This window comes from Nitrospira sp. (assembly GCA_005116745.1).
Classification (GTDB): Bacteria; Nitrospirota; Nitrospiria; order Nitrospirales; family Nitrospiraceae; genus Nitrospira_D.
On the sequence record SWDS01000001.1, the window covers coordinates 56,925 to 73,921 of the forward strand.

The following is a 16,997-nucleotide window of genomic DNA, read 5'->3' on the forward strand; positions in this document are numbered from 1 at the left end:
GTCCTAGCGAGAGGGACGCTGGTATGGATGGAAAAGAAATCATAGGCCCCAGTGGGACGAAGAGCGCAATGGCTTGGTATGCCAAACCGACAGAAGCTCTGGCTGGTGAACTTCAGACAGACCTCAGCGTTGGTCTGAATGCCGATGAAGCGACACGCCGGCAAGCGCAAGAAGGTCCCAACGAACTGCCTGAGGCTCCTCCTCCCTCGCTGCTGAAGCTCTTTCTCTCGCAGTTCTCAAGCCTCATCGTGTGGGTGCTGATCGGGGCGGCCATTGTGTCCGGGTTGCTGGAAGACTGGATCGATGCGGTGGCGATTCTGGCCATCGTGTTTCTCAATGGTGTGCTGGGGTTTGTGCAGGAATTTCGAGCCGAGCGATCGTTGGCGGCACTGCGCAAGATGTCAGTCGCGATGGCCCGCGTCATTCGTGGCGGTGCGTTGCAGTCCATTCCGGCACGGGAACTGGTCACAGGAGATGTGATCGCCCTCGAAGCGGGTGACCGCATTCCTGCGGATTCACGCCTGTTCTATACGACGAATTTCCAAGCTCAAGAAGCGTCACTCACCGGCGAATCGACACCCGTGTACAAGCAGGCAGAGCGACTCGATACCGCCGAGGTGCCGCTCGCCGATCAACACAACATGGTCTTCATGGGTACCGTCGCGGTTTCGGGTAAAGCCCGCGGGCTGGTGGTGGCGACAGGACTCGGCACGGAATTAGGTCGGATTGCGGCCATGATTCAGAAGGCTGCCGAAGCGGAGCGTGCTGAAACACCGTTGCAGCGGAGGCTGGAACAATTCGGCCAGACACTTCTGTGGCTGGCGCTCGGCGTCGTCACGGTGGTGTTCACTCTCGGATATCTCCGCGGGGAGCCGTTGGTCGAGATGTTTCTTACTTCGGTGAGCCTCGCCGTCGCAGCCGTACCAGAAGGCCTTCCTGCTGTCGTCACGATTACGCTGGCCTTGGGCGTAACCAGGATGGCCAAACGACATGCGCTGATTCGCAAACTCCCCGCAGTCGAAACACTGGGTTCTGCCACCGTGATTTGTACCGACAAGACCGGCACCTTGACGAAGAATGAGATGACCGTGACGCACGTGATCATGGACAACGTCCACTTCGAAGTGACTGGCGAGGGGTATGAACCATCTGGAGAGATCCGCCCCTTGCCCGTCAGTCATGCACCCTCACCCCTTCCAGCAGGCATTCATCATCTGCTCACTACGTCGGTTCTCTGCAATGGGGCGGCATTGCGACAGGAGAACGGAGTCTGGCAAATCATCGGTGATCCGACCGAAGGGGCACTGCTCGTGGCAGCGGCGAAGGCTGGTCTGACGAAAGATGAGCTGGAGCGCCGGGCACCGTTCGTACGCGAAGTGCCGTTCGATGCTGAGCGGAAGATGATGACGATCGTCCGCCGAACGGAGCAAGGCCCTGTGGCGTACTGCAAAGGAGCGCCTGATGTCCTGCTGAACCGTTGCACTGGACGCGTCACGCTGGAGGGTCGGACTGAGGCCCTGGACGAAGCGCATCGGCAGCTGATCAGCGAAGCCAACGCCTCGTTGGCTCAACAAGCCCTCCGCGTACTAGGTGTTGCGTATAAGCCCATTGGGCAACCGGCAAGTTCAGATGAAGAAGTTGAGCGCGATCTGGTCTTTCTCGGCCTCCTCGCGATGAAGGATCCCTTGCGGCCCGAAGCGACAGAGGCGGTGCGCCTCTGTCGGGATGCGGGTATCCGTACTGCCATGATCACTGGCGATCATAAGGAGACCGCGATCGCGATTGCGCGTGAATTAGGCCTGCATCGCGATGAGGGGGTGGCGTTGTCCGGGGCAGAGCTGGATGGCTTGTCCGACGAGCAGTTGACGCAACGGGTCGAGTGCGTGAGTGTGTACGCCCGTGTGTCGGCGGAGCACAAGCTCCGGATCGTCGAGGCCTGGAAGCGGAACGGGGCCGTTGTCGCTATGACGGGCGACGGAGTGAACGACGCGCCCGCCATCAAGGCTGCCGATATCGGAGTGGCCATGGGCATCGCCGGCACGGATGTGACGAAGGAAGCGGCCGATATGGTCGTTACCGACGATAACTTTGCTTCGATCGCCGCAGCGGTGGAAGAAGGCCGAGGGGTATTCGACAACATCCGGAAAACGGTACATTTTCTCCTGTCGTGCAACGTCAGCGAAGTGCTTGTCATGCTGTTCGCGACGCTCTTTGGCCTGCCGCTTCCGCTCCTGCCGATTCACATTCTGTGGATGAATCTCGTGACGGACGGCTTTCCTGCTCTTGCGTTGGCAGTCGATCCGAAGGCGCCGGATTTGATGCGGCAGCCGCCGCGACAGGCCCAGGCCCGCTTATTGGACGGTGGGCGGTTGTGGGCCATCGCCGGCGAGGGGTTGATGTTGTCGGTCATCGCCCTAGGCGCGTTCTGGTGTAGCCTATTTATGTGGAAACAACCGATTGAGCAGGCACGGACCGTGGCCTTTACCGTGATGGTCGCCGCGCAGCTGGTGCATGTCTTCAATTGCCGGAGCGATCGCTGGTCGCTATTCCAGATGGGTGTGACGACCAACCATGCCCTCATCTGGGCTGTGGTGGTATCTGTTGCCTTACAAGTCGGTATTCTAACGATTCCGTTCATGGAGCCTATCTTCAAGGTCGCGTCGCTCCCGATTGAAGATTGGGAACTGATGGTGGCTATGGCGCTTCTCCCGTTGGCCATTGTCGAGGCGGTCAAGTGGTTTCAACGACGAGCAAGCGCCGGGCTTCAGAAGGCACAAGGCGATCAATGAATGCCCCAGCGAGGGCCTTCCACGGTAGATACAACCCCTCTTTTGTGGGTGATCCACTGGACCAGTATCAACTGGCAGGGCACTAGCAATTACTCACCCCATTCTGGTTAATTATTATATGGAGTGTGGAATAGCTATGTCTCCGACGGTTGGGTCCTGTCCTGCCTGCTCCCAGAGACTATCGGTATTCAGAAATAGTCATTCAAAAGCTTTCTGGTGTTCCTGCAATGCATTCTCTTGCATACGTAGATGATGAAAGTGTCACGACAACTAATCTGGATGATACGGCCTCAGAGTTGGGTTCCCATAACATTGGAAGTAGGGCCTGTGATGGCCAGGTTTTTTCGTCGGTGATGACACTCGGACGAAGGCTAAGGGGCACGATCACGCAGTTGGGTAAGAAGTCTGCTCCTCGTGAGCAGCGAGAGGGGTTATAGAACGTTGAATGGTTGGATTACCGTTCGGCTAGTCCAGTTCCACTTGGGAAAACCGTAAACGGAAGCTTTGTACCAGGAGCGCGAGGATCGGAGCAATGGACAAAACGAGGGAGCCAGTGTGGGTATTTGTCCAATGCTCTCCGGTGTCGATGGAGGCACAATGGCCGTGACGAGAATGCACAATACGCTCAGTAAGGGCCACGTGATGGCTGATCGTATGGCAACGGTGAACCGCCTTGAAGAGGTGGTCTCGACATCGGATGAGTTCGATCACGTCGTCTCGCAGGCCTTACCGGTTTTGTTGGATCGGGCCACGGGTTATACGAAGCGGTTCTTACGGGAGACCGGCCAATGGAGCGACGACATCGAACATGAAAAGTTTGCGTTGCGCTGGGGCTCTGAATATCTTGAACGGTTTCTAGTCTGTGGACGCAGTGAAGTCCCATGTCGGCCCTTGTTTCTATTCGACTCCTTGGTAGCCAAACAGCACAGCAAGCCGGAACCATTTTGTTATCACCCCGACTTGCTGCGGCCGCTCGGTCGATATCTCGATGGGCTCGTCGCGAGGGCGGTCGTTAGTCGTGACGCGCTGATCGCGCTCTATCATCATTCCTATGGATGGGGCGCAGGGGACGTGATTGCGGTGACCGGACTCAATGGGTTGGAAAGCCAGCGTATCTACAAGAATTTTCGACGGTGGCGTGAGAGCGGCTGGCAGCGCACGATGGATGAGGTGGGCCTCACGAAGGCTGAGCTGGCCGAGCTTGGGCAACAGCAGCAGCGACATCGACAGCGATTCAACGGCGAGGCCGAGCGACTGATCCGAGTCGCTCAGTCGCACTACCGAAAAAGTGAGCCGGATCATTATCCTTGTCTCTCACGGTCTCAATGGGGAGACATGTTCACGCAGGGATATGGCTGCGATTATCGAATTTGGCACCTGGCACTCTGCCTCGATTGCATGCAAACGGCCTGGGGGCTGGGATCCAGCGGATCTTTGACCGGCGAAAAGCCGCGTTTGGAATTGCAGGTGCGACCGTAGGGGAGCGCCTAGTAGGCGCGTAGATGCAGTAGGAAGGTGAGGAGGTTCTTATGGGTCACGAAGAGGAATTGGACGCGTATCGATCTCAACTCCTTGAATCATTGAACAGCCGGCCCGAGATTCGTAGCTGGTCGGATCCTATACAGGTCTATGTCAATGAGCGGCGTGTTGGGGAGCTTGAAGGCGCAGGGATCGGTGCAATGTTGCAAGTCCAGTGCGTCGATCACATCGAGACGGTACAGCTTCGCGCCGAAGACGGAACGCTCTTAGGGGGGCTCACGGCTCCCGAGTGTGGATATCGAACGGACCGTGTCAGGCTTTCCGCTGATACCGTCGAGCTCTCTGTTCACAACCTGGCACAAGGGGGAACGCTCAGTGCGTTGTTCACTCCTGCGCCAAGTTTCTGGAGCCGCGCCTGGAAGAGCATTGCTGATGTTACCGATAGAGTGGTCGCCCGCCGTCCGGAACCGGCACTGGCCTATGGAATGCGAACGGTTGCCTTCACGCAAGCGCTATTGGCAATTGCTGTCGTTGGGTTGGTCGCTGACCGTATCACGACCGGAAGGACATCGGATCGTACTACGCCATCTCCGGTTGTTCAAACAGCAACTCTTTCGCCGGCTCCGGCCGTTGACATGGCAAAATTTGAGCAACAGCTGGATGAGCTGGCACGGATGCAAGCGAAGGTTGATGACGCGCTCGGGTTTCAACAGAAAGGCGTGGTGCAGCTGCAGCAGGCCTTGGTCAAGCTGTCGTCGACGCAGGAGTCCTTCGAGTCCAATGTGCTGACTGTCCGGGAGGAGATCGAAAAGCGGCTGGAAACGGTCGGTCGCGAGACAGATCGCCAGACACGCCAGATGGCGAGCCGAGGGCGGGTCGAGCAGGAGCAGTTGGAAGCTGCTATCCAGAATCTTACAGCGGACAATCATCGGCTCTCCAAAGAAGTCGTCAGCTTGGAAGACTATAACCAGGTGCTGAAGACTAAGTTGCAGACGGCAGTTGCGAGTGCATCGAAAGCTGTCGATCCAAGCCCTGAGCGGCTCTTGAAAATGGCTGACAGCCTCCAGGCGACTCAGCAGCAGATGCCGTTTCTCTTCTGGGTGACTTTCAGTGATGGCACCAGTCAAGAAAGCATCGACAAATGGGTTTATGAAATACAAGGTCACAAGGGAGCCGTCAGTGAAGGCTGGCAGGAAGTACGGATCGTTCCACCGGCAGTCCCACCCGATCGATTCCTGGAGCAGATTAGAGGCGAAAAAATCGTCAAGGCAGCGCGGATTGGCCAGTAGGGTGTTCCGCGAGAAACGCCTTTCCTGCGCATCGTTCGGTGGGCATGGACCTATCGAAATCGAGACAGGAGGGGATGTGTTCCCCGTGTCCCGTCCGTGAGGTGATATCGATGTTCGTTGCTGGTAAAACGCCTAGATCACGTCCAGTCAGCTGTGGGGGGCTTCATTTTCCGATGGGCGTCAACATGAGCTTCAGTGTTCAGTCAAGCGTCCGGGGCTGGACATATTCCGGCTTACTCCGAGAAGTTTTGTCCGTTGAGCCCGAGAAGCTGTGGTGAGTAGCATGTCGCTTATGAATGACGGACAAAGCAGCAACACCAACAGCTCACGTGTCCGATCGAGACTCTGGCATGTAACCTTGAGCCGATGATTCGACGATCACAGTCCGAACTGGCCCTTATAAATAACGAAATCATATACAAGCAGATGACTAACCGAATACAGTTGCGTACCAGAGGAAGAAAGGAAGGCTCATGAGAATCGCACAAGTGTCTCCATTGTGGGAAAGCGTCCCGCCCAAGCTGTATGGGGGTACGGAACGAATTGTTTCGTATATTACGGAAGAGTTGGTTGCCCAGGGACATGACGTCACGCTGTTTGCCAGCGGCGACTCAGAAACAACCGCGCGGCTTGAAGCGATCTGCCCCCAGGCCCTCCGGTTGAACACCGGCATCTTCAACCGAGACGCTCCGATGATGATGCTTCAGGAACGGGGCCTTGGCGCGGCGAAGGGCTTTGACATTATTCATTCACACCTGGATTTCATCGGATTCCCGTTGGCACGGAGGAACAGCATTCCGGTTGTGACGACCTTGCACGGTCGTCAAGATCTTCCCGAATTGGTACCCGTCTTTCGTGAGTTCCCAGAAATGCCCTTGGTGTCCATTTCAGATGCCCAGCGCAAACCGCTACCGTGGGCCAACTGGGCGGCGACTATCCACCATGGTCTTCCTCGAAATCTCTATACGTTTCATCCTCAGGCGCAAGGGTATCTGGCTTTTCTGGGGCGGATCTCCCCTGAAAAACGTCCGGACCACGCGATCGAAATCGCCAAACGCACTGGCCTTCCCTTGCGGATTGCGGCAAAGGTCGATCCGGCCGACCAGAACTACTTCGAAGCTGAGATTGAACCGTTGCTCAACCATCCACTGATTGAGTTCGTTGGAGAGATCTCCGATGCTGAGAAAGACGACTTTCTGGGCAATGCGATGGCGTTGGTGTGTCCTTACGATTGGCCGGAGCCTTTCGGGTTGGTGCTGATCGAGGCCTTGGCCTGTGGAACTCCGGTGTTAGCGTATCGACGCGGATCGATTCCTGAGATCATCAATCACGGCGTCACCGGCTTCATTTGCGAGACGGTCTCCGAAATGGTGGACGCGGTTGGGCAGGTCTCCTCTATTGATCGACAGCACTGTCGGGCGGCCTTTGACGATCGGTTTACGGCGGAGCGGATGGCACGGGATTACGTGGCCTTATATGAGCGTCTTCTCGAAGACGGATCCGCGCAAGCCGCACACGCCTTCGCTGCCGAACCGCACAAGATCCTTGGACGAGGCTAACATGTCAGACGTACGTACGCATTCACAAGGGACTGGTTCCACTCCGAGCCGTGCTCGAGGCTGGGAGTTGGTCAAAACGAGAGACTTCGGTTTTTTGTTCGCCGGCCAGACGGTCTCTCAGATCGGTGACAGTCTTAATAAGGTCGCGTTGCTCTGGTTCGTATATGACCTAACCGGCTCGGCGCTCAAGATGGCGGTAGTTGGACTGCTCCAAACACTACCTCCCCTGCTGTTTGGGCCACTCATTGGTGTCTATCTGGATCGCGTTCGAAAGAAGCCGGTGATGATCGGCGTGGATCTTCTCCGAACCCTGATGGTGCTCCTGATCCCGGTGCTCTTTGCAATGGACGCCTTGTCGCTTGATCGGCTGTACATCCTTGTATTTGCCACAGCACTATTTTCCACGGTTTTCGGGCCGGCATTGACCTCGGCGGTTCCTTTTATTGTGCCCAAAGAGCGGCTGATTGCCGCCAATGCCTTGCTGCAGACGACGACCAACGTAGGGCTTCTTGTGGGTCCTGCCGTCAGCGGCCTTGGGATTGCGCTCATCGGAGCGCAAAACGTGCTCTATGTCGATGCGGCTACGTTTTTTATCTCTGCGCTTTGCCTGTTCCCCATTCGGGTGCATGAAAGGATCGACCGTCTTGGTGTTGCACGCAAAGGGTTGACGGAAGGCATCGCCAGCGATTTGATGGTGGGTTTCCGCTTCGTGTTCGTCGAACAGAAGACCGTCACACTTCTCATGTTGACGGCTACCCTTTATAGTGTCGGCATCAGTGCCTTCATCTTTCTCCTGCCGGTCTTTGCGAAAGAGGTGCTTGGCGTGGGGCCCATCCAGCTTGGATGGCTGTGGTCGGCATTGGGGGCCGGGATGGTGCTCGCGTCTCTCGGTTTGACATCGATTGCGCAGGGCGACGTACCTTGGCGTCTGCGATTCATGTCCGGCGCCTTGGCGGTCGGCGGCATTGCTGTTGCCGCACTTGGTTTCTTCGATACTCCCATCGCTGCCGGAGTCTTGATTGCGGTGATTGGGGGAAGCACCGCCATGTTTACGCCCTTGGTATGGACGATGCTCCAAGAATTGACGCCGGAGCATCTCCTCGGGCGAGTCTTTACGAGCTTCGCAACGGGGGGGATGGCCTCTTCAATGGCTGGAATGGCTGGTTTTGGATGGGCGGCTGATCACATCGGTCCTGCCGCCAGTTTAGGAGGGATCAGTCTCATTCTTCTTCTGACGGCTGCGACCGCGTGGTTATTCAGTTTTTATAAAGCACACTCCCGGGGATTGGCCGGTTCTTCATCCAGCTCCTTTACCTCGCAACCAAGCACTGCCCAATCATAGAAACCGGACTTCACGGCCTGGTTGAACGACAAGACAGACGCCTCCGGCTCAACCGGAGGCGCGTCAATCGGAGCAGTTCCCTGACGAGAGGGGGCTCTCTCACCTGCGCGCAGATGACAGAGCAGCATGAGCGAGTTACAATGACTGAGAAAATCTCAGGAGTGTTATTCACGAGGAGGACTCGCGCGATGATCACATCGTCGAGAGCGCTGATCGTTCTGTGTCTGAATGTGTTGATACTGGTGCCGATAGGTGTGGGTTCAGCGTTCTCTGAAACACAAGAAAAAGACGGTGCGACGGACACGAAGCCGCAGCCTGCTCCTGCGCCGAAGGTGGACACGTCGACCGAGCACAAAGAAGCCACGCCGGAGAAGCCAGTGCCGCGTCCGCAGCACCACCCAGCCGATACCGACAGTCAGCCGGCACCGCACAAGCCATCATCTGAACATAAAATGCCATCACAGCTCGTTCCTCCCATCAAAGCTGATGGGCTGCCTGAACCGGAGATGAAAGAGAGAGAGTCAGCCAAAGAGAAGGAATCGGTTCAGGAGAAGGAGTCAGCCAAAGAGAAGGAGCCAGCACAGGAGAAAGAGTCGGTGAAAGAGAAGGAGCCGGTCAAGGAGAAGCAACCGGCCAAGGAAAAGCATCCGGCCAAAGAGAAACAGCCGCTCAAAGAAAAAGATCCAGCCAAAGAGAAAGAGTCGGTGAAAGAGAAGGAGCTGGCCAAAGAGAAGGAGTCGGTCAAGGAGAAAGAGCCAGTGAAGGAGAAAGAGGCGCCCAAGAAAGCGCTTGGCTCGCTGATCTTGTCCGTCAAGCTTGCCCTGATGGGAGATTCACGGCTCTTCCACTACGAGATTGAGGTGGAGGATGATCAGCAAACGATTACCCTGAGCGGGCGTGTGGTGAGTGAAGAGGAAAAGGCTGCTGCAACGGAAGTTGCACAGACCATTCATGGCGTGAAGACCGTCACCAATAAAATTATTCTGGACAAGGACTTGGCAAAGTCGTTGTTGAAAAAACAGGATGAAATCCTGACGACGCTCATTAAAGAACGCTTCGCCAAGAGCGCCACCTTGAAAGCGGCAAACTTCGAGGTGAAGACCGAGGACGGTGTTGTCCTGCTCAACGGAACCGTACGTTTTCAGGTGATCGCACTCGAAGCTGCCGAGACGGCTCGTCAAGTGCCAGGTGTTCGAGCTGTGAACACCGAGAAGATACGGTTGGAGGGTGAGAGCTGATGCAGGGCCGCTCCGGCTCATTGGCTGGTGCTCCCACCACAGCTGAGCAAGCAAATATCGGCTTGGTTGAGAATCGGCCACTCCTCCTGACCCGTGATTTCGGACTCGTGTGGTCCGGACAGCTGATCTCTCAGATCGGTGACGGGGTTTCGAAGCTTGCCCTGCTATGGTTTGTCTATGCCGTCACCGGCTCTCCGCTAAAGACCTCTATCATTGGGTTGTTGCAGACGATTCCTCCCATTGTCCTTGGCCCTCTCATTGGCGTGTATGTCGATCGATTTCCGAAGAAGGTTCTGCTGATCACCAGCGATATCCTGCGTGCGGTGCTCCTCGGGTTGATTCCCTGTCTGATCCCAGTGGAATCCTTTACTGTCTCGGTGTTGTACGTCTTGGTGTTCCTCCATGCCATTTCCACGGCGGTATTTGGTCCAGCGTTGACCGCTGCGATACCGGAGTTCGTACCCAAAACGAAGTTCACCGCTGCCAATGCCCTGCTCCAAGGGACTACCAGCCTCGGGATTATCTTTGGTCCGGCGCTCAGTGGATTGGGGATTGCCGCTTACGGATCGCAAGAAGTGCTCTGTATCAATGCGGCAACCTATCTGATTTCGGCTGGGTGTCTGGCACTGGTTCGTTTTACCAAGTCGCCCACCCATCCTCCGTCTCAGGTGACACAACCAACCATGTTACAGGATTTGGTGGAGGGGATACGGTATGGCCTCGTGACTCAACCGGGACTCTTGCTTTTGACTGGCACCGCCGCGCTCTATACGTTCGGCACCAGTGCGTGGACCGCATTGCTCCCGGTGTTTGCGAGGAAATTGCTTGGGCTGGGCCCGGTTGAGGTCGGCTATCTCTGGTCGGCGCTTGGCGTCGGCTTACTGGTGACATCAATCGGACTTCTGTGGGTAACGGATTGGACGGTCAAGGATCGCATGCGCCTGATTATGGGCGCCAGCGTATTGAGCGGTGCCGCCCTGTGTGCATTCGCCTGGACCGTTGATCCCTATCTAGCCGCCTTCTTTATGGGACTCATCGGGTGCGGCATGGGTGCCTTTACGCCGATTGCCTGGGGCATTATTCAAGAAATTGTACCCAGTCAAATGATCGGTCGAGTCTTAGGGTTGTATGGAACCGGAGCCATGACTGCTGCCATTGGAGGAATCTCCGCCTTTGGATGGATGACGGAGCAACAGGGCCCTGAAACCAGCATCCTCGGGATCGCACTTGTTTTCATGCTGACGGGCTTGGTTGCCACACGGATGAGTCGAGTGAGTGCGAACACCTAAAGGAAGCAGTTCATGAACGACATCATCCGCTGGAATAATCAATACTATATCCGTGCATCATCTTCATTGGCCGATGGGCGCACCGAGGTCCTGAAACAGGGTGAGACCTTTGCGGTGTTTGATCGCTATGGCGATATTCACCACGCGCTCTCCGGTCCGCAGGGCCTCTACCATGAAGGGACACGGTTCCTGTCCAGATTCGAACTGTCGCTACAGGCGCAACGTCCGATGCTCCTGAGTGCCACGGTGAAAGAGGATAATGCCCTCTTCACCGGCGACCTCACCAACCCGGATTTGGTATTGGACGGACAACGGTCCATCCCACGCGGCACGCTCCATGTGTGCCGCACACGATTTCTATGGCAAGGGACCTGTCACGAGCGCATTCGTGTCCACAACTACGGGACCATGAAGGTTCCCCTCTCACTCACCTTCATCCTGGAGACGGATTTCGCCGACCTCTTCGAAGCAAGAGGCCAACAGCGGCCACGTCGTGGATCACGGCTCAAGACCGTTCGCTCCAAAGCCGGCCTGGTGTTTGGGTACAAAGGCCTTGATGGGGCCATTCGCCGAACGTCTGTCCGATGCTCTCCAGAACCGAAACGGGTGACGGCCGACGGCTTCGTGATCGAATCGACCATTCCTTCACACGCAAATCTAACCTGGGAGATCTCCATCGCGTGTGAAATCGAGCCACAACGGAACCGAAAATCACTCGCCTATGACCGAGCGCATCGCGAGGCGGATCGGGCATTGCAGAGCGATAAAGCCGATGACGCCCACGTCTATACGGCAAACGAACAATTCAACCACTGGTTGAACCGATCATTGGCTGATCTCCACATGTTGATTTCAGCCACTCCGCAGGGACTCTATCCCTACGCCGGAGTCCCCTGGTTTAGCGTGCCGTTCGGTCGAGATGGCATCATCACCGCGCTTCAGATGTTGTGGATGAATCCACTGTTTGCTCGAGGAGTGTTAGGGTTTCTAGCTGCGACACAGGCGACTGATATTCGACCTGAGCAGGATGCAGAGCCTGGGAAGATTTTGCATGAGACGCGTCAAGGGGAGATGGCGGCTCTGGGCGAGATTCCTTTCGGGAAATACTACGGCAGCGTCGATGCGACGCCGCTCTTTATCGTCCTGGCCGGGGCGTACTACGAACGTACCGGCGATCGCCGGTTTCTTACGACCATCTGGCCGCATATTCAGCTCGCGCTCCAGTGGATCGATCAGTACGGCGACCCTACCGGCATGGGCTTCACCACCTATGCGCGACAGTCTGCCAATGGACTCGTGCATCAAGGATGGAAAGACTCTCATGATTCTGTCTTTCATGCGGATGGAACGGCTGCGAACGGACCGATTGCCCTGTGCGAGGTTCAGGCCTACGTGTATCGAGCCAAACGAGCGGCGGCAGACGTGGCGCGGGTGTTGGGAGATATTGATCAGGCGGATCGGTTGGTGAAGGAAGCCGACTCACTTCGCGAACGGTTCGAGCGCGCGTTCTGGTGTGAAAGGCTCGGTTCCTATGCCCTGGCTTTGGACGGAAAGGGGCGCCCCTGTTGTGTGCGCACCTCGAACGCAGGCCATTGTCTCTATGGCGGCATTGCCAGGCAGGATCGCGGCGGACGGACTGCCCGAGCTCTGTTGCGCGAAGACATGTTCAGCGGATGGGGCATCAGAACACTTGCCACATCAGAGGCGCGTTACAATCCCATGTCTTATCACAACGGATCTGTGTGGCCTCATGACAACGCCATGATCGCAGCCGGCATGGCGGCCTACGGATATAAAGAAGGGGCCATCAAGATTCTCACGGGCCTGTTCGACGCCAGTCTGTTTCTCGACCTCCACCGAATGCCGGAGTTGTTCTGCGGATTTTCCCGGCGTCCGGGAGAAAGTCCGACACGCTATCCCACGGCCTGTGCCCCACAAGCCTGGGCGGCTGGCGCCGGTTTTCAGGCATTGCAAGCCTGTCTGGGCTTGCAGATCGATGGGACTCGGGGCCTCGTACAGTTCGTGCATCCCGTTCTCCCGCCGTTCCTGGAACGAGTCGAATTACGGAACCTCAGGATTGGAACTGCGAGCCTCGACCTCGTGCTCGATCGTCATGAGAACAAAGTGGCCGTGACCGTGGCTCGCCGAACTGGTGAGGTGGAGGTCCTGCTCACGATGTAGTTCCCACCCCTTCGTGCATCGTCTTCGTCTCGGGACCAACGTCATTCGTAATATGTAAACGCCGGTTTACGATGAACTTCCGCCCCTCCTCCGCCGACAAGAGTGCTAGCGCCCCGAACACGAGTGGTCCGAAGATCCAGAGAGGCAAGGGGCTGGTTCCAAAGATCTCGTTCCCGATCGGTGTGTAGGTAATGAGCGCCAAGATGATCAGCTCGGTGAGAATCCCCCACAGAATGAACGGGTTGGTCAGCCATCCGAGTCGAGCCACCGACAGATGGTCGGATCGGCAGGCGAACACGTTCGCGACTTGTGCGAACACGATCCCGGCGAAGGTGACGGTTGTTGCCTCCCTATACAATGGAGAGGACCAAGCCAGGGTTTCTCCCCACGTCCACCCCTGACTGTTGAGATAGAGGAAGAATCCTCCCATCGCGATCTCTGCTTCCATGAGCCCGAGGAACAAATAGGCCCGCAGCAGGATGGGGAGGCTCAGCAGTCGTTCGCTTCGTGGGCGCGGTGGAAGGTTCATGACATCGGATTGAGGCCGCTCTATCCCGAGGCCCAGGGCGGGGATCATGTCGGTTCCGAGATCGACTGCCAAGACTTGTGGAATTGTGAGGGCTAGCGGCATGCCGAGGAAACCATAGCCGAGAAATGGGACTATTTCCGGGACGTTGCTCGCCAGTATGTAGGACGAGAATTTGCGAATGTTGTCATAGACAGTGCGGCCTTCCTCAATCGCACTCACGATCGTTGCGAAGTTGTCGTCGAGCAGTATCATGTCGGCCGTTTCTTTGGCGACATCCGTGCCGGTGATGCCCATCGCGATGCCGATGTCGGCTTTCTTGAGAGCCGGCGCGTCATTGACTCCATCGCCGGTGACTCCAACCACTTCCCCCATCTCCTTGAATGTGGACACGATCCGCATCTTGTGGCGCGGGGCCATCCGGGCAAAGACCGGGTCCGGTTCTCCTGGCCGAGACGGGGTCAGCAGCTGGCGGAGTTGCTCGTCGCTCATCTGATCAAGCTGCGGCCCTTCGATGACCGGGACGAAACTGTTCGGTGGCGATACAGCCTGTTCAGGAACTAGGCCGATCTTGCGTGCAAGAGCCAATGCCGTGAGCGGATGGTCTCCGGTGACCATGACGATGCGGACACCGGCTCTTCGACATTTCCTGATGGCCTCAGGCACTTCTCGGTGCGGCGGATCCATCATGGCCACGAGTCCGAGGAACGTCAGGTCTGATTCAATCGTGTCCACTTCAATGTGATCAGGCTGATGGCCGACTTCGCGCATGGCGACGGCGAGCACGCGGTAGGCCTGCTCGGCAAAGGATCGGCTCTGGCTCAGGATGCGCGTGCGCTCATGCGAGGTCATCGTTATGGCATTGCCATGGACGTGAGCGTTAGCGCAGAGAGGTAAGATCGATTCCGGAGCGCCCTTGGTGAATGCGATGAGTCGTCCTTCTGCCCAATGAAGGGTGCTCATCCGCTTCCGATCTGCATCGAATGCCAACTCCCCCATGCGCCGCAGGGGAGGCCGGTGGGCCAATCCATGTTCGATGGCAAATTCCAGCAACGCAACTTCCGTCGGATCGCCGGTGACCACGAAACGTCCATCGGACTTCCGGACGCGCTTGGCGTTGTGGCAATGAAGCAGCGCATCGAAGAAGGAACGCCATTGCTCAGCATCGACTGTACCGATCATGCGGCCTCTGGTGAAAAAACAACCCTCTCGTGAGTCGATCACAAGTCCGTCGGTGAAGAATCGATCCACTTTCATGCGATTTTCTGTCAATGTCCCCGTCTTATCCGTGCAAAGCACCGTGGTGCAGCCGAGGGTCTCAACGGAGGGCAGGTGCTTGATCAACGCGTTACGCTTCGCCATCCGAAGGCTGCTCATGGCAAGGGCGAGCGTGACGGTCGGGAGCAAACCCTCCGGCACGTTGGCCACGATGATGCCGATGCCGAAGATCGCACTGATCCAGAATCCGAGTCCCGTTGAGGCACCGATCACGAAGAACGCGGCTCCCATGGCCAATGAAATGACACCGACGATACGGGTGACCGTAATGATCTCTTGCTGAAGAGGGCTGAATTCGGTTTCGACTGTGGTGGTGAGTGCGGCGATCTTGCCGAACTCCGATCGCATCCCAGTGGCGAAGACGACGGCACGACCATGTCCCGATAAGATGGTGGTGCCGGCAAACACGAGATTCGGAAGGTTGAGCCAGTGTCCGTCTTGTGTGGCCTCGGCTATCCGTTGTTTTGGTCTTGATTCGCCGGTCAAGGCGGCATTGTCCACCCGCATGCCTATCGCTTCGATGAGGCGCGCATCGGCCGGCACCCGTTCGCCTTCCTCTAAGATCAGCACATCGCCGGGCACGATGTCCTTCCGTACGGCTTCGACGGATTGCCCGTCTCTCGTGACCCACGCTTTGCTCGGCAGCAGGCGGCGGAGTGCCTGAACGGCGTGTTCCGCTTTGTATTCCTGGAAAAAAGCGAACCCGGCGTTGATGATGATGACGCCGAGGATGGCCCAACCCAGCGTTGCCATACCCTCACCGGGTCGCATGAAGTCGGCCGCAAAGGAAAGGCCGGCGGCGATCCAGAGGAGAATGGCGAGGAAGTGGGTGAAATGGCGGAGGAGTCCACGGAGGAGCGAGTAGCGATCCGGCTCGATGAGAACATTCGGCCCATATTGCCCCAATCGCCGTTGAGCCTCATCGGAAGACAATCCACCGTTGCTAGTTTCCAGCCGTTTCAGCGCATCTTCGGTCGGAAGCTGGTGAATGTCGTGATGGCTGAACTCAGGCACGGGCGCCTCGTACGATCAGCACCGAACAGGGGGCATGTCGGAGCAGGCTTTCAGAGACGCTACCGAGGTAGAGTCTCTCGCTCTTCGTCAAATCGCGGGATCCGATGACCAAGAGTTCGTCCCGATTGGCTTCTATGTGTTTGACGATGGTTTCAATGACGTGGTCTATCTGGACCTGCGTCACGACCAGAAAGCCATCCTTAATGAACGCATTCCGTACATTGTTCACGAGCGCGGCGGCCCGCTCCATGACCGGCTTCGTCAATTCGGCCAGCTGCGATTCGGATAAGTAGCGGGCGGCAAAGTCCGTGACGGGACTCTCCACTGAAGAGAGAATCGTGACGGTGGCGGTCTCTGGAAGAAGGTAGGATCGCAGAAACTTCGCGGCGGCCCGTGACGGTTTGGAGTCGTCGATGGCGAGCGTGACATGGAGAAGTTTGTGCGTCGGTTGTTTCACCACCCACACAGAACAGGGAGCCATCGAGGCAACTTGGCGCGAAATACTTCCCAATAAGAACCCTTGAATATCGCTGAGTCCACGCGATCCCATGATGATCAGATCCGCCTTCACGCGACGCGCTTCTCTGGCGATGGTCTTCGCCAGTGGGCCATGAGCCAAGATGGTTTGAATGGTTGAGTGCGGCGCCGTGGCTGCTTGACCAAGAGCGACGTGAGCCGATCGCGCCGCCTCCCGGAGCAGACTCCCTCCTGCCTTTTCCATGGCCGCCAGAACTCGGCGCTCCCGGACGGGATTCTTCCCGGCGAGCGCTTGGAGAGCCCGCTTGTCGATGACATGCAGGAGCGCCACTTGTTCAGGCTCTCGGCTGGCCAGCGCCTCAAGCGCCTGGACCCCCCACTGGGAATGTTCCGACCCATCGACCGCACATAAGATCCGCATGATCGCTTCCCCTCCTCGGCGAAGGTGATTGTGTGGAAATCATTCTGGGTATCAGACCTGCATTGGATGTGCCTATGAGAAGATGGCGTATAAAGGAAGAATGGGCCCTCTCCCA

10 protein-coding genes are annotated in these 16,997 nt (G+C 57.1%); 8 read left to right on the forward strand and 2 right to left on the reverse strand.

Annotated elements, in window-relative coordinates; genetic code table 11:
• Nucleotides 1-68 precede the first annotated feature (68 nt).
• The 8 genes from E8D52_00325 to E8D52_00360 all read left to right on the forward strand — a co-directional run bounded on the left by E8D52_00325 (nucleotide 69) and on the right by E8D52_00360 (nucleotide 13,166).
• Nucleotides 69-2,789: a cation-translocating P-type ATPase gene (locus E8D52_00325; protein TKB70916.1), complete on the forward strand. Its 2,721-nt coding sequence runs from the start codon at nucleotides 69-71 to the stop codon at nucleotides 2,787-2,789.
• Nucleotides 2,790-3,344: 555 nt separating this feature from the next.
• Nucleotides 3,345-4,268, forward strand: coding sequence for a hypothetical protein (locus E8D52_00330; protein TKB70580.1), 924 nt, complete (start codon nucleotides 3,345-3,347; stop codon nucleotides 4,266-4,268).
• Nucleotides 4,269-4,318: 50 nt separating this feature from the next.
• Nucleotides 4,319-5,557 (forward strand): hypothetical protein, encoded by a 1,239-nt coding sequence (locus E8D52_00335; protein TKB70581.1) that lies wholly within the window; start codon nucleotides 4,319-4,321, stop codon nucleotides 5,555-5,557.
• 473 nt (nucleotides 5,558-6,030) lie between these two features.
• Nucleotides 6,031-7,116: a glycosyltransferase family 4 protein gene (locus tag E8D52_00340; protein TKB70582.1), complete on the forward strand. Its 1,086-nt coding sequence runs from the start codon at nucleotides 6,031-6,033 to the stop codon at nucleotides 7,114-7,116.
• Between the two features lies 1 nt (nucleotide 7,117).
• On the forward strand, nucleotides 7,118-8,458 hold the full coding sequence (locus E8D52_00345) for an MFS transporter (GenBank protein TKB70583.1): 1,341 nt from the start codon (nucleotides 7,118-7,120) through the stop codon (nucleotides 8,456-8,458).
• 113 nt (nucleotides 8,459-8,571) lie between these two features.
• Complete coding sequence (locus E8D52_00350; protein ID TKB70584.1) at nucleotides 8,572-9,696, forward strand: BON domain-containing protein; 1,125 nt, start codon at nucleotides 8,572-8,574, stop codon at nucleotides 9,694-9,696.
• Nucleotides 9,696-10,985: an MFS transporter gene (locus E8D52_00355; GenBank protein ID TKB70585.1), complete on the forward strand. Its 1,290-nt coding sequence runs from the start codon at nucleotides 9,696-9,698 to the stop codon at nucleotides 10,983-10,985. Before E8D52_00350 ends, E8D52_00355 begins: the two co-directional genes overlap by 1 nt.
• Before the next feature lie 12 nt (nucleotides 10,986-10,997).
• Complete coding sequence (locus tag E8D52_00360) at nucleotides 10,998-13,166, forward strand: amylo-alpha-1,6-glucosidase (protein ID TKB70586.1); 2,169 nt, start codon at nucleotides 10,998-11,000, stop codon at nucleotides 13,164-13,166.
• Here E8D52_00360 and E8D52_00365 read toward each other — a convergent pair.
• Together E8D52_00365 and E8D52_00370 are read right to left on the reverse strand one after the other, a co-directional pair.
• Entirely contained in the window at nucleotides 13,156-15,984 is a 2,829-nt protein-coding gene (locus tag E8D52_00365; protein TKB70587.1) for a cation-transporting P-type ATPase, read from the reverse strand. The two genes, E8D52_00360 and E8D52_00365, sit on opposite strands and share 11 nt — an antisense overlap.
• Nucleotides 15,977-16,882: a universal stress protein gene (locus E8D52_00370; GenBank protein TKB70588.1), complete on the reverse strand. Its 906-nt coding sequence runs from the start codon at nucleotides 16,880-16,882 to the stop codon at nucleotides 15,977-15,979. The genes E8D52_00365 and E8D52_00370 overlap by 8 nt, the downstream gene beginning before the upstream one ends.
• Between the last annotated feature and the right edge of the window lie 115 nt (nucleotides 16,883-16,997).

Coding starts and splice junctions, on each gene's coding strand:
- E8D52_00350 (TKB70584.1), top strand. CDS start 8,572: ATGACAGAGCAGCATGAGCGAGTTACAATGACTGAGAAAATCTCAGGA.
- E8D52_00355 (TKB70585.1), top strand. CDS start 9,696: ATGCAGGGCCGCTCCGGCTCATTGGCTGGTGCTCCCACCACAGCTGAG.
- E8D52_00345 (TKB70583.1), top strand. CDS start 7,118: ATGTCAGACGTACGTACGCATTCACAAGGGACTGGTTCCACTCCGAGC.
- E8D52_00340 (TKB70582.1), top strand. CDS start 6,031: ATGAGAATCGCACAAGTGTCTCCATTGTGGGAAAGCGTCCCGCCCAAG.
- E8D52_00335 (TKB70581.1), top strand. CDS start 4,319: ATGGGTCACGAAGAGGAATTGGACGCGTATCGATCTCAACTCCTTGAA.
- E8D52_00360 (TKB70586.1), top strand. CDS start 10,998: ATGAACGACATCATCCGCTGGAATAATCAATACTATATCCGTGCATCA.
- E8D52_00325 (TKB70916.1), top strand. CDS start 69: ATGGCTTGGTATGCCAAACCGACAGAAGCTCTGGCTGGTGAACTTCAG.
- E8D52_00370 (TKB70588.1), bottom strand. CDS start 16,882: ATGCGGATCTTATGTGCGGTCGATGGGTCGGAACATTCCCAGTGGGGG.